Raw genomic sequence first — 14,041 nt, forward strand, 5'->3', positions numbered from 1 at the left:
CATGGCGACAAGCTGGCATCGCGGCGGTGTCGCCGCCATCCCCGCACAGACGGGCGGCGGCCAGAGCATGCGCATGATCTGGATCACCCAGATCTTCTATTTCGTCTTCCTGATGATGGTCTTCATCGGCCAGCAACCCTTCGCCTCCCGCACGCAGGACGAGCTGGTGGCGATGGCGCAGGAAAATGACGGGTCGGACCTGTTCAAGCAGATGCTGTTCATCGGCTTCGCCCTGCTGCTGACCGGCGTGCAGATCATCCGCAAGCATCCGCTGCAATATAGATTCACCTTCTGGCCGCTGGCGATCATGCTGGTCTGGTTCTTCATTTCCTGCACCTGGGGCGTGGACCCGTTCGTGTCCTTCAAGCGGGCGATGCAGCAGCTCATCGTGATCTACATCACCTTCTGCGCGCTGTCCCTGATAGGGCCGCAGCGGCTGTTCGACGCGCTGCGCGCGGCGCTGATCGTCTCGCTGATCATCTGCTGGGTGTCGCTGCCGCTGACACCCGCCGCCGTCCATCCGCCGACCGAAAGCGACAAGGCGCTGATCGGCGCATGGCGCGGTTTCTTCTTCCACAAGAATATCGCCGGTGCCGTCATGGCGCTGACCTTCATCGTCTGCGGCAATGCATGGATCGACCGGCGCAAATGGTATTATGCGCTGTTCGCGGTCATGGCGTTCGTCTTCGTGATCGGGACCAAGAGCAAGACTTCGCTCGCGCTGTGCGTCGGCATGCTGGCGATCAGCAACATCTATCGGGCGCTGAGCGACAACACGCAGAAGCGCGCGATATTGCTGCTGATGCTGGGTTTCGGCATGGTGGGCTTCCTGGCGCTCTACATCGCCTATCAACCGACCATCGAGCGGCTGTTCGCCGATCCGACCAGCTTCACCGGGCGGGTATCGATCTGGCGGGTGGTGTTCGATTATCTGGCCGATCATCCCTATCTGGGCGCGGGCTTCGGCGGCTTCTGGCAGGTGGGCGTGAACAGCCCTGCGCATGACTATCTGAACCAGCAATTCCAGATGCTGACCGCCCATTCGCATGACGGCTATCTGGAAATCTGGGTGACGACCGGGCCGCTGGGCCTCATCATGCTGCTGGTCAGCTTCCTTGCCTTGCCCGCCTATTGGTTCCTGACCGGCTCGACCAGGGAGAACCAGGCGCTGATGGTGCCCGCCTTCGCCATCTGGGTGTTCGTCATGTACCAGAACCTGCTGGAAACCAGCTTTTTCGACAAGGATCGCCAGGTCTGGGTGATCTTCCTCGCGGCCATCGCGGCCGCCCACGCCACTTTCAAGGCCAAGCCGCGCCCGCAATGGACCCGGCGCCACCATCTCCAGCAGGAGAGCGTCCATGGCTAATATCATCGTCTGCATCGCCACCTGCAACCGGCCACAGGGATTGCGCCGGACCCTGGAATCCCTCGCTGCGCAGCAAACTCAGCACCATCTGGAAGTGCTGGTGGCCGACAATGACGCGGCCCGTCAGGAAGGGCTCGCCGTGGTCGAGCAGCTCGCTTCCCAAGGCTATCGCTGGCCGGTCGAAGCCCTGCTGGTTGCGGAACGCGGCATTCCGCTGGTGCGCAACGCGCTCGCGGCCGCCGCGCTGGCCCGGCCCGGCGTGACGCATATCGCCATGCTGGACGATGACGAGGCCGCCTCCCCCGGGTGGATCGACGCCATGGCCGATACGGCGCAGCGCTGGGAGGCGGACGTGGTCGGCGGCGCCGTGCTGCGGGAGATGGACAGCGCCATCGCTCCCTGGGCGGCGCGCCATCCCCTGCTCGCCCCCAAGCAACGCGGGCAGTCCGGCCCGGTCGCGCTGGTGGACAGCACCGCCAATGTGCTGATCGCCGCCACGGCCCTGCGCGCCATGGGGGAGCGCCCCTTTGACGAGCGCATGGCGCTGACCGGCGGGTCGGACAAGCAACTGTTCACCCGCATGCAGCGCGCCGGCTTCCGCTTCGCCTGGTCGGAGGAGGCGGTCGTGACCGAACTCATCCCCGCCAGCCGCGTCACCGCCCGATGGCTGCTGATGCGCGGCTATCGCGTCGGCATGACCGACATGATGGTGGAGCGTTTCCACAGGGGCCGGCTGCGCGCCCTGTTGGGCGAAGCGCCGCGCATCGTCGCGGGATTCCTTGTCGGATCGCTGGGCGCTGTCGCGACGTTCGACCGGGGCAAGCGGGTCGAACGGCTCGGCAAGCTTTATCGCGCGGCCGGCAAGATCGCCGGGCTCGCCGGATTCCACTATGAAGAATATCGAAAGGTGCATGGCGCATGAGCGATGCCGCGCTGGGCAAGCAACCCTTTTTCTCCGTCGTCATCCCGCTCTACAACCGAGCGGAAATCGTCGGCGACACCATCCGGTCCGTGCTGGCGCAGGACTGGCAGGATTTCGAGGTCGTCGTGATCGACGACGGTTCGCGGGACAATCCGGGCCCCGTGATCGACGCGATAGGCGATCCCCGCGTCCGCTATATCCGGCAGGATAACGCCGGCGGGGGCGCGGCGCGCAATGCCGGCATCATGGCGGCCGACGGGCGCTATATCGCCTTTCTGGACTCCGACGACCTGTTCCTTCCGGGCAAGCTTTCCATCATGGCGAAGGCGCTGGCGGGAGATGACGGGCGAACGGTGCTCTATTCCCGCATGAAGGTGGACCGGGGCGTCGACCGCTACTGGATCAGGCCCGACCGCGGCATTCGCGAGGGCGAGGATGTCGGGGAATATCTGTTCTGCGCCAATCAGTTCATGCAGACCAGCACCATGGTCGTGCCGACCGGCATGGCGCAGCATGTGCTGTTCGACCCGGCTTTGAAGAAGGGACAGGATCTCGACTTCTGCGTCCGGCTCCAGGGCGCGGGGGCCCGGTTCCGGATGATCGACCAGCCGCTGACCATCTGGCTCGACGCGACGGAGGCGGGCCGGACATCCTATGTGAAGGGCTATGAAACCTCGCTCGACTGGCTCGACCGTTGCGGCCACATGCTCACCAACCGGGCGCGGCGGGGCTATCGCGCAACCGTGCTGGCCTATCATATGGCGCCGATCAGGCCGGTGGTGGCGATCAAGGATCTGGCGGTGGGCATGGTGGCGGGCGGCGTTCCTCCCCGCGTGATCGCCCGGCAGGTGCTGCGATCCTATCTGCCCAAGCCGCTCTACCGATCGCTGGTCAACGGCTTCGTCCTGCGCTTCGGCAAGGCCGAGGCCGCCACAAGTGGAGCCGGTTCGTGATGACCGCCTGGCAACCTCCGTCCAGCCTGAAGGCTGCCACCGCCGCGCCGCTGTTTTCCGTGGTGATCCCCACCTATCAGCGGCGCGACGCGGCGGTGGCCGCCGTCATGTCCGCCCTTGAACAGACGGTCGCGATCATCGAGGTGATCGTGGTCGTGGACGGATCGACGGACGGGACGGAAGTTGCCCTGGGCGCGATCAACGATCCGCGTCTCAAGGTCATCGTGCAGGAAAATCGCGGTGCGGCGGCCGCGAGGAACAAGGGCATCGACCATGCCCGCGGGCGCTATATCGCCTTTCTCGACTGCGACGACCGGTTCCTGCCGCACCATCTTGCCGACCTGCTGCCCCTGTTGCAGGAGAGCGAGGATGTCGTCGCCTATGGCCAGGTGCTGGCCGACCGTGGCGAAGGACGCAATTTCCTCAAGCCGCCGCGCGCCATCGCCCATGGCGAAACCATGGACCGCTATCTGATGTGCGATCGCGGCTTCATCCAGACCAGCAGCATGGCCCTCAGCCGGACGCTGGCGGAGAAGGTGCGCTATCGCGAGGATGTGAAATTCGGCGACGATACCGACTTCGCCCTGCGCCTGTCGCTGGCCGGGGCGCGCTTCCTGATGACGGAACGGCCCGGCACCATATGGGCCGACCGCGATGCCGACGACCGGCTTTCGCAGGTGCGCGGCAGCATCGGCAGCCTGACCTGGCTGCGGGACCTGCGCCCCCATATCAGCCCGCGCGCCTTTTCCGCCTATATGGGCTGGCACGCCGCGAAAAGCATCTGGCCGACCAGCAGGCGGCAGGCGATGCGCTACTATCTGGGCGCCGTCTGCCGGGGCGCCTTCGGTCCCCGCCTGGCGGCGACCGTGCTGTTGCAGATCGTGATGCCCGACCCGGTCTATCGCCGCATTTCCGACCGCTGGATCGACCTGTCCCACATGCTCGCCGGCAAGGGGCAGCGGCTGTGAGGCGGCGTGAATTTCTGGCGGGCGCGGCGGCGCTTTCCGCCTGCTCCCCCATCCAGCCGAGCGCCGCGCAGGTCGGCGGCACGGCAGGGCTTGCCGCCCATGCCCGCAAGTCGGGCCGCTATTTCGGCGCGGCGATCAAGTCGCGCCAGTTGCGCGAAGACCCCGATTTCACCGCCGCCGTCGCCCGGGAGTGCGACATGGTCGTCCAGGAATATGAACTGAAGCGCGGCACGACCGAGCCGAAACCCGGCAAATATGATTTCAGCGGCGCCGACCAGATCATCGCCTTCGCACAGCAGCATGGCATGCGCGCGAGGGGGCATACGCTGGTCTGGTACGCCGCGCAACCGCCCTGGCTGGAACCGGCGTTGAAGGCCGCCGGCCGTGCGGAACGCGAAACGCTGATGACCAGTTATATCGACACCGCCATGCGCCGTTACGCAGGCAAAATCCGCGAATGGGACGTCGTCAACGAAGCCATCGAGCCCAATGATGGCCGCGCCGACGGCATGCGCGCCAAAAGCATGTGGATGGATGCGCTGGGCGAGGATTATATCGACATCGCCTTCCACCACGCGCGGGAAGTCGATCCCCGGCCCATGCGGTTCCTGACCGATTTCGGGATAGAACATGACTCCCCCCGCTGCGAGCGCCGCCGCACTGCTCTGCTGAAGCTGCTCGACCGGTTGATGGCGCGCAACGTGCCGGTGGACGCGGTCGGCATACAAGGGCATCTGAAGCCCTATAGGGAAGGTTTCAACCAGGCCCTGTTCGCGCGCTTTCTGGAACAGCTCAGCGGCTATGGGCTGGCCCTCTCCATCACGGAATTCGACGTCGCGGACCGGGGTGGGCCACCCAATCCGGACAAACGGGACAAGGAGGTCGCCTCCGTCGCCAAGGCCTTTCTGGACGTCGCGCTGGACAATCCGGCGATGCGGTCAGTGCTCTGCTGGGGGCTGTCGGACCGCTATAGCTGGCTGTCCAATTTCAAGGATTACAAGTGGCCCGACGGCCAGTTGTCGCGCGGCCTGCCGCTGGACGGCGGGATGCGCCGCAAGCCGCTGTGGGACGCCATAGCCGCCGCCTTCGACGCGGCGCCCGCCATGAGGAGCGCAGGCGCATGAGAATTTCCTCGCTGACCGGCCTTCGCGGCGTGGCGGCGGTGTCGGTACTGCTGTACCACATCCCGCATAATCCGGCGTTCGAGGCGTTTCGCCTGCCGCTTTTTTCCCGCGCCTATCTGGCGGTCGACCTGTTCTTCATCCTGAGCGGCTTCGTCATCTCCTTCGGCTATCACGACCGGGTGGTGAACCATCTGGGACGGGCAAGCTATGTCGACTTCCTCATCAACCGCATGGCGCGCGTATGGCCGCTGCACCTGATCGTGACCCTGGTGTTCATGGCGCGCATCGTCCTGAACATCTCCGGCAGCCAGGCGATCGCGCTCGATGCTCCGAACATCCTCACCAACCTGCTGATGGTGCAGAGCTGGGGTTGGGGAACGGAGCCGATCGCGGGCAACAGCTGGTCGGTCAGCACAGAGGTCGCGGCCTATCTCATCTACCCGCTGATCGCCATCATCGCCTTCTCGCGATGGGCGTGGGTGCAGGGGTTGCTGTGCGTCGGAATATTGGGCCTGGTGGCGCTGTCGGGCCGGGGTTCCAGCGGTCCGCTGGACGTCAATGACAGCGACAGCGTGCTGACGCTGCTGCGCTGCCTCGCCGGTTTCTCGCTGGGCGTTCTCAGCTATCGCTGCGCAGAGAAGGCGTGGTGCCGGCGGCTCATCGACCGGACGGGCGCATTCGCCATGATCTGCGCGCTCATCGCGCTCGCCCTGCTGCTGCCTGGAAAGGCCGATCTGCTGGTGGTCTGCCTGATGCCGGCGCTGGTGCTGAGCTGCTATTATAACGGCACCGCGGCGCGGGCGGTGATGGCCAATCCGGTCAGCTTCCATCTGGGCCTGATCAGCTATTCCATCTATCTCTGGCATCCGCTGGTGCGCGACGTGTTCGCCCGCGGCATGGGCGTGGCGCACAGGCATGGGATCACCGGCTTCGACGGACTGATCGTCCTCGCCATGCTGGTGGCGACCTGGCTGCTCTGCTGGGCGAGCTATGCGCTGGTGGAGGTGCGCGGGCACCGCTTCATCAAATGGCTCCAGCGCGGCGGACGGAGCCGCAAGCCCGTGGTCGAGGCGGCCGCCTGATGCCCGCGGTCTGGATCGCCATTCCCACCTTCCGCCGGCCCGAACAGCTCCGCCACCTGTTGGAGGCCCTGCCCGGCGTAACCGACCGCCATGACGTGATGGTGCTGGTGGCGGACAATGATCCGGTCCGGCAGGAGGGGGCAGCCGTGGTCCGGTCCCTGCTGGCGGTGGGATATGGCCTGCCCATAACGCTGCTGACGGTGGCGCAGCCGGGGCTCTGCGCAGTTCGCAATGCCATCGCCGCCGCCGCTCTGGACGACCCGGCGATGCGTTTCCTGGCGATGATCGACGATGATGAGTGGCCGCAACCCGGCTGGCTCGACGCGCTGCTGATCTGTCAGGCGCAGGTGGGCGCGGATGTCGTTGCCGGGCCGGTGGACAGTTGCTTCGTGGGGCAGCCGCCGCGATGGGCGCGCGAAACGCTGGTCTTCCGCGCGGAGGAACGCCCATGGGGGGCGACCGGCATGCTCTGGGCCAGCAACAACCTGCTGGTCGGCCGGCGCGCCTTTGCAATGATCGGCGTGCCCTTCTTCGATCCGCGCTTCAACCGCAGCGGCGGAGAGGATCTGGATTTCCTGGCCCGGCTGCATGAGGCAGGCGCCCGCTTCGGCTGGTCGCCCGATGCACGGGTCAGCGAATGGGTGCCGGCGGAGCGGGCGCGCCTTTCATGGGTGCTGAAACGCATGTGGCGCATCGGCTGCACCGAAACCATGGCGCGGCGCAAGGCCCTGCCCGGCCGCATCGGCGCCGCGAAGCTGCTGGCCCGGTCGATTGCGATATTGGGACTGCGGACCGCGGGACTGGCGGCCCTGTTGCTGCCCGGCGCGCGTCGGGTGGACATCGCCGGACAGTGGGTCAAGAGCTGGGCGCGCCTCTATGCCCTGGCAGGAGGCGCGCGCAGCTATTACGGGGCGAGCCATTATGGCGCGCTGTAGATTTTGAAGCTCTTGACGACCATGTCGCCCGACCCGTCATCATAAGCGCCATCGGTCTTCACCGCGACGTCCATGATGGGGTAGAAGCGGAAGCCCCGGAAGGGATTGACCGACTGATAGGTTTCCACCCCATCCACGAACCAGGTGATGTAATCGCGCTGGATGTCCACGGCGAAACGATGGAAGCCCTGGGAATAGCCACTGAGGCCATAGGCCTGCTGCGTCTGGACCGTAACGCCCCGCTGATCGTAACGGGTGCCGTTGGCCCCGATATGCAGGGTATGGGCGACATGGCGGTCGAAATCCCAATAGCTTTGATAGCCGAACCCTTCATAAATATCGATCTCGGGCGGCCAGCCGCTGGTCGACACCAGCCAGAAGGCAGGCCATGATCCGCGGCGGCTGGGCATTTTGGCTTCCCATTCATATTGGCCATAGCCGATCTGCGTCGCCAGGAAATTGCGCCCGTCGAGCACCGACGACCCATAATACCATGTCTGGCCGCCATAGCTGATCGGCGTCTTCAGCTTTTGCGTATGCAGGACGAGTCCGTTCGCCCCCCAATAGACCGGCCCTTCGATGCCGGGGAAAATGCTGGAATCGAGATAGAGGCCGGTTTCCCCATTGGCGATCTGCGTCCGGCCATGGGCAAGCGAAGTCGCCCACCGGTCCCAACCGCCATCGGGGGACCGCCTATGCGTGTCCTTGAGCAGTTCGAACTGAAGCGTGCCGGTCGCCGCGAAGCTGCGCGGCTCGCGAAACATACCCGTCGCCCTGGCGGTTGCGATGGCCGTGCTGCTGGCCATGATCGTCGCGGTCGATTGACCCTGAAGGCCGCCCCAGGGCGCCTCCCGCAGCTTGACCTGGAACTGCTGGCCTTCCGTGGCGCCGATGATCGGCACCGCGACGGTCTGCACCAGCGGATCGCCGGGGCGGAAGATCACCACCGTGTCGACCGTCTGGTAATTATAGCCCGACAGTGCGCGATAGGTGCCCGATCCGTTGACCGTGATGATCCGCGCGATCACCGTATTGGGCGTCGGCCGATCCAGCGTCACCGGCACATAGGCCACGCTGCTGCCCGGACGAAAGCTCGCATTGCCCAGCGACAGCGTCGCCTTTGCCGGCAGCTTCGTCCCATTGGCGAAGTCGAAATCGGAAAAATCAGAGACAATGTTCATCGTCGTGGAACCGCTGATCGTCGACGACGTTATCGTTGTGGAATTCGTGGCGGAAAGAAGCTGCGAACTGGTGCCGGTTGCGGTCGACATCATATTCGATGTCGACCCCCCAGTCATGATCGTAGCGGCTCCCGCTGCGAAAATACAAAGCATTCCGGCTCCAAAAATGGAGCCAGTCATTTTGACAGGCATGGTTGCGACCCCCGCAGTTAACCCCAATAGGGTCTCCCAAGAAGGTTAACAAAAACTTCGGGTCAACGACGACTCGTCGTATCCTTTCGGAATTTGCGACGAGTTGTTGGTGGACATGCCGAAAACTGGCTGAACCTGGCCATGTTTTCAGAATCGATATGACCCGGGATTTCCACGCCGGAAATGAAAAGCGCTCCCGACACAAGGCCGGGAGCGCGCCTGCTACAGCCCTTCCCGCGGGGAAGGGATTTCGGTCGCGGCTTATTCCGCCGCCTGAACCAACTCTTCTATCTCGGGCGTGGCGCCGCGGCCGACGCTGACATAGACGAAGCCGGCCGCCTCGGCATCGGCCGGACGATAGATGTTGCGCAGGTCGACCAGACCGTCACCGCTCATGATGCCCTTGAGGCGCGGCAGATCGAGCGCCCGCAGCGCATCCCATTCCGTGACGATGACGACCGCCGCAGCCCCCTGCGCCGCGACATAGGGATTATCGCAGAATTCGACATTCGCCATCATCGTACGGGCGGCATCCATCCCCTCCGGATCATAGGCCCGCACCTGCGCGCCTCCGTCCAGCAGGGCCTGGATGATGGCGATCGACGGTGCATCGCGCATATCGTCGGTATTGGGCTTGAAGGTCAGGCCCAGCACGGCGATGGTCTTGCCGCGCACCGACCCGTTGCAGACCGCGACCACCTTCCGCGCCATGGCCCGCTTGCGGCTTTCGTTGATCGCCACGGTCGTTTCGATCAGGCGGATCGGCGCGCCGGCGTCTTCGGCCGTCTTGACCAGCGCCAGCGTATCCTTCGGGAAGCAGGAGCCGCCATAGCCCGGTCCGGCATGAAGGAATTTCGAACCGATCCGGTTATCGAGACCGATGCCGCGCGCCACCTGCTGGACGTCCGCGCCGACATTCTCGCACAGTTCGGCAATTTCGTTGATATAGGTGATCTTCATCGCCAGGAAGGCGTTGGCGGCATATTTGATGAGTTCGCTTGTGCGGCGGCCGGTGAACTGGATCGGCGCCTGGTTGAGGTAGAGGGGGCGATAGACCTCCTCCATCACCGGGCGGGCGCGCTCATCCTCTATGCCGACGACGATGCGGTCAGGGCGCTTGAAATCCTGGATCGCCGCACCCTCGCGGAGGAATTCGGGGTTGGAGGCGACGGCGAACTGCGCATCGGGATTGGTTTCGCGGACAATGCGGTCGACCTCGTCCCCCGTACCGACCGGAACGGTGGATTTGGTGACGATGACGGTGAACCCGCTCAGGTTGGAAGCGATCTCCTGCGCGGCGGCGTAGACATAGCTGAGGTCCGCATGCCCATCGCCTCGCCGCGCGGGGGTGCCGACGGCGATGAACACCACATCGGCCTGGCTAACCGATCCGGCAAGATCGGTGGTGAATGTCAGGCGACCCGCCTTCACATTGCGCGCGATCAGATCGGCAAGACCCGGCTCGTAGATCGGAACGCCGCCGCCCTGCAACAACTCGATCTTGCGCGCGTCCTTGTCCACGCAGATGACATCATGGCCGAAATCCGCGAGACACGCGCCGGATACCAGGCCGACATAGCCCGAGCCGGTCATAACGATCCGCATCACTATTCTCCTTCTTCAAACGGCTTTCGACCGACAGCCAACCGATCATGAAAGGACGCACGAATCCATTCCGGGAAACCCCGGATGCACGGACCCTCATCCCTCATCATGGGTTGGGCGCCAGGCGACCGAGCCCGATGCCCAATTGGCCGGAACCAGCCGGCGATTGACGCAGCGCAGCATACCGTCCTGCGCGGGCTGGATGCAACGCAGCCTGCCGCTCTTCCCACACATATGGGCGCGGATCAGGCGCTTAGCCCATGGAAAAGGGCGGGAGCATCGCTGCTCCCGCCCCTCGCCCTCGCCCTGAGGAACCGGTCAGAATTTGACGCGCACGCCGGCCGTGAAGGCGCGGCCGACAATGTCGTACACCGCGATATTGGTCGGCGGGTTGACGCCCGGCACGGTGCCGGGAATCAGCGGCGGCTTCTTGTCGAACAGGTTGTTGACCGTCGCGAAGAATTCGAAATTGCCGCCATCGCCATGCGGAATGGTGTAGCGCATCGTCAGGTCGGTGTACCAGACCGGCTTCACCTTGGGATTGACGAACTGGATCGGCGTCGCGCCGCCCGGAATATCGAGCCGCATCTTGCCGATATATTGTTCGCCGATGGTGAGGCCGAAGGGGCCATTGGTATAGTCCACCGTCAGGTTGCCGCGCCAGCGGGGAAAACCCTGCGGGTTGCTGGTGACGACGCTGACGCCCGCATAATGGGCGATCGGCGCGCCCGCATATTGCTGGGCATCGAACTTGTCGAGATAGTTGAGGTAGAGCCGCAGGCCCAGCCCGCCATTGCCGACCGCCGTGCGATAGGTGAAGTCGAAATCGATGCCCGCCGTCTTCAGGAAGGCGATGTTCGCAGGGGTCAGACGAATCAGCGACGGGAAGCTGGTCGGGCTCGCGCGCTCGATCAGATTGCATTCCGCAACGCCCGATCCTCCGGCATTGAGGCAGTTGGTCAGGATCTGCTGCGCCGACAGGGAGTCGATCAGCTTGTCGACCTTGATGTTGTAATAGTCGATCGAGGCCGAGAAACCGCGCAGGAAGCTGGGCGAGAACACCGCGCCGAAGGTGTAGGTGTCCGCCACTTCCGGCTTCAGATTGGGATTGCCCGACGTCACCGTGTTGGCATTGACGTTCTGGCCGCTGCCATAGCTCCCGTCCGCACTCCTGACGTCGTTGACGATGCCGATGCCGCTCTGCGCGCCGGCATAAAGTTCGAACAGATTGGGCGCGCGGATGTCATGCGAATAGGTGCCGCGCAGCAGCAGGTCGTCCACCGGCTTCCAGGTGCCGCCCACCTTCCAGGTCTTGACCGTGCCGGAGGTGGAGTAATCGGTCACACGGATCGCGCCGTTCACGCTCAATTCGCGGAAGAAGGGCGTGTCCTTCAGGATCGGCACCGCAAGTTCCGCATAGGCCTCCTTGACGTTCAGCTTGCCCGCTGCCGATCCGACATTGGTCAGCCAGTAGAAGAGCGTGTTGATCGAGCCGGTAGGATAGGGAACCGTCGCCGATTCCGCCCGAGGGACGCCGCGCAAGCCGGCGAAATAGGCTTCCCGCTCCGCATCCGTGTCCAGCAGCGACGGATCGGCATTGCTGGTGAGGCGCAGGGACTGGCGCCGATATTCCACGCCCACCGCGATGTCGACCGGGCCTGCCGGCAGTTCGAACAGGCTGCCGCTGATATTGGCGGCGATCGCATCCTGCTTGAAGCGCGCCCGATAGCTGGAGGTGCCGGTCGCATAGGCATAGCCCTCCGGCGTCGATTTCGAGGGATCGCCATGCATCACGTCGATCGGCTTGCACCCGGCATATTGGCTGGCATAGGTCGGGTTCAGCAGCACGCGGCAGGTGACCTGCCCGGTCGAGGGATCGCGCACGGCGTCGAGCGCGGCATAGAGCTTCTGGTTGTCGTACAGCCCCACATTGTCCATCGAATGCTTCGAATCGCCGTGGCTGTAGGTCACCTGCCAGTTGAAGTCGTCGAACTTGCCCGCAAGGCCGGTCGTCGCCGTCCAATAATCGGTCTTTTCATAGGCGATCGGCTTGGGCTGGCCTGCATCCTGCTGACCGACGACATAATAATCGTTCGCGCCTGTCAGCGCGCTGTCGAGCGCAGTGGAGAGATAAGGATTGCCCTTGTAGATGCGCGCCGATTGCGTCGCCGGAATCAGCGAATTGCCCTGTGTGAAATAATGATATTTGCTGCGGGCGTAGAGCCCCTGGACGAAGAAATTGATGTCGTCCGTCAGGTCGTAGCTGACCCGACCGAAACCGTTATAGTTGGTGAGCGGCGAAATCGCATTGGTGTCGTCGGGAATCTTGTAGCCGTCGCCGCCCTGCTGGAAGCCGGTGGTACCGACCACGGTCCCCAGGTTGAACGGGCGGGTGGAGCCGTCATTGTTGATGACCCGTCCGACGAACGGATTGCCGGCCACGCTGGACCCCACGATACGGCCGTTGGCGGCCAGGGCCGAGATGCGGATGTCCGACGCAACCACATAGGGATTGGCAACCGTGCCGGGCGCCGCCGTGCAGGTGCGCGACTGGCCGTTGGCGGAAAGAGCGCAGGTGGATGTCACGCTGCCGACGAAATTATAGCCCTGCGTCGCGAAGTCGCGGTCCTGCCGCAACATGCCGTCGCTGTTGGAATATTCCGCGCTCAGCAGCACATGGCCGCGGCCGCCGGCGAAATCCGCGCCGAATGCGCCGCCCAGCCGCTGGTTGCCGTTATTGCCGCGCTGGTCCACGCCGGCCTGGGCCACGCCCTTGAAGCCCGTGAACTTCTTGTCGAGGATGAAGTTGACGACGCCCGCAACCGCATCGGAACCCCATTGGGCCGAAGCGCCCCCCGTCACCACGTCGACGCGCTGCATCAGCAGTTGCGGCAGGACGTTGGTATCGATGGTGCCGACATATTCGGTGGGCGAAACCCGCATCCCGTCGAACAGGATCAGCGTACGCAACGGACCCTTAGGATTGTTGCTGGGCGTGCCGAGGCCGCGCAGGTTCAGAACATTGCCGTGGATCGGCAGGTTGGAGAAATTATTCGCCGACTTGGACGGGCTCAGCGAATTGTTGAACTGGGGCAGCTTGTTGAGCGCGTCGGCCACGCCCGAGGGCGTCGTCTTGGCCAGTTCCTCCGTCGATGCGACCGTCACCGGAGTCGGCGCGGTATAGCCGTCGCGCACGATGCGCGATCCCGTCACGACGATGTCGGCATTGCTCGCCGGCGCCGCGGCCTGGGGCACGGCATCTTCCTGCGCGGGCGCCGCCGCGGCCATTTCCTGCGCCCAGGCGGGCACTGCCATTGCGATGATGCTGGCGCCGACGGCCAGCGACGATATGAACAGCCTGTCCTTCGTCATCTTTCCTTTTCCTCTCCCTGCACGATCTTTGTCCGGCAACGTCACCGGGCGCGATCATTATTATCCCCGTGTGCACTTTTATAGTTATCCCAGCCAACGCCGATGTCAATAAATTTTGCACTAGTGGGAAAAGTTAATTGCAGATATTCCTCGCCCTCCTTCACCGGAATCCCCCGGCATAATTTCCCCGCGCCGCCCCGGCGGTCCGACGTTTCCGCGCACATGCCACGAACATATATTGACCCACTGTGCAGAAATGTGCGTTATAATGGCTGGAGCGGCAGTGCGCCGGCAGACCTTGCCGGGCGCTATAGGGCCGAGAGATAGGGAGAGTGGCCTTG

At 64.2% G+C, this 14,041-nt stretch carries 11 protein-coding genes; 8 read left to right on the forward strand and 3 right to left on the reverse strand.

Annotated elements, in window-relative coordinates; translation table 11 throughout:
• Position 1 precedes the first annotated feature (1 nt).
• From A8G00_RS13095 to A8G00_RS13125, 7 genes are read left to right on the forward strand one after another with little or no spacing between them, the layout of a single operon-like run.
• Positions 2-1,366: an O-antigen ligase gene (locus A8G00_RS13095; RefSeq protein WP_229742521.1), complete on the forward strand. Its 1,365-nt coding sequence runs from the start codon at positions 2-4 to the stop codon at positions 1,364-1,366.
• Positions 1,359-2,288 (forward strand): glycosyltransferase family 2 protein, encoded by a 930-nt coding sequence (locus tag A8G00_RS13100; RefSeq protein WP_103000873.1) that lies wholly within the window; start codon positions 1,359-1,361, stop codon positions 2,286-2,288. Before A8G00_RS13095 ends, A8G00_RS13100 begins: the two co-directional genes overlap by 8 nt.
• Positions 2,285-3,241, forward strand: a complete 957-nt coding sequence (locus A8G00_RS13105) for a glycosyltransferase family 2 protein (protein ID WP_103000874.1) — start codon at positions 2,285-2,287, stop codon at positions 3,239-3,241. Before A8G00_RS13100 ends, A8G00_RS13105 begins: the two co-directional genes overlap by 4 nt.
• Positions 3,241-4,209 (forward strand): glycosyltransferase family 2 protein, encoded by a 969-nt coding sequence (locus tag A8G00_RS13110; protein WP_025548804.1) that lies wholly within the window; start codon positions 3,241-3,243, stop codon positions 4,207-4,209. Before A8G00_RS13105 ends, A8G00_RS13110 begins: the two co-directional genes overlap by 1 nt.
• Complete coding sequence (locus A8G00_RS13115; RefSeq protein WP_103000875.1) at positions 4,206-5,333, forward strand: endo-1,4-beta-xylanase; 1,128 nt, start codon at positions 4,206-4,208, stop codon at positions 5,331-5,333. The genes A8G00_RS13110 and A8G00_RS13115 overlap by 4 nt, the downstream gene beginning before the upstream one ends.
• Complete coding sequence (locus A8G00_RS13120) at positions 5,330-6,415, forward strand: acyltransferase (RefSeq protein WP_103000876.1); 1,086 nt, start codon at positions 5,330-5,332, stop codon at positions 6,413-6,415. Before A8G00_RS13115 ends, A8G00_RS13120 begins: the two co-directional genes overlap by 4 nt.
• Entirely contained in the window at positions 6,415-7,350 is a 936-nt protein-coding gene (locus A8G00_RS13125; RefSeq protein WP_103000877.1) for a glycosyltransferase family 2 protein, read from the forward strand. Before A8G00_RS13120 ends, A8G00_RS13125 begins: the two co-directional genes overlap by 1 nt.
• On the opposite strand, the gene A8G00_RS13130 is transcribed toward A8G00_RS13125, so the two are convergent.
• Positions 7,335-8,480 carry a family 16 glycosylhydrolase gene (locus A8G00_RS13130; RefSeq protein ID WP_103000916.1) on the reverse strand — a complete coding sequence of 382 codons (1,146 nt, stop codon included), beginning with the start codon at positions 8,478-8,480 and terminating at the stop codon, positions 7,335-7,337. The two genes, A8G00_RS13125 and A8G00_RS13130, sit on opposite strands and share 16 nt — an antisense overlap.
• A gap of 43 nt (positions 8,481-8,523) precedes the next feature.
• Here A8G00_RS13130 and A8G00_RS25645 point away from each other — a divergent pair, with 43 nt between their 5' ends.
• Positions 8,524-8,772: a hypothetical protein gene (locus tag A8G00_RS25645; RefSeq protein ID WP_146032594.1), complete on the forward strand. Its 249-nt coding sequence runs from the start codon at positions 8,524-8,526 to the stop codon at positions 8,770-8,772.
• A 212-nt stretch (positions 8,773-8,984) separates the two neighbouring features.
• Here the strand turns inward: A8G00_RS25645 and A8G00_RS13135 are convergent, their stop codons facing one another.
• Together A8G00_RS13135 and A8G00_RS13140 are read right to left on the reverse strand one after the other, a co-directional pair.
• Positions 8,985-10,328 (reverse strand): UDP-glucose/GDP-mannose dehydrogenase family protein, encoded by a 1,344-nt coding sequence (locus A8G00_RS13135; protein WP_103000878.1) that lies wholly within the window; start codon positions 10,326-10,328, stop codon positions 8,985-8,987.
• Between the two features lie 318 nt (positions 10,329-10,646).
• Positions 10,647-13,700 carry a TonB-dependent receptor gene (locus A8G00_RS13140; RefSeq protein WP_103000879.1) on the reverse strand — a complete coding sequence of 1,018 codons (3,054 nt, stop codon included), beginning with the start codon at positions 13,698-13,700 and terminating at the stop codon, positions 10,647-10,649.
• Between the last annotated feature and the right edge of the window lie 341 nt (positions 13,701-14,041).

It is taken from the genome of Sphingobium sp. SA916 (assembly GCF_002894065.1).
Classification (GTDB): Bacteria; Pseudomonadota; Alphaproteobacteria; order Sphingomonadales; family Sphingomonadaceae; genus Sphingobium; species Sphingobium fuliginis.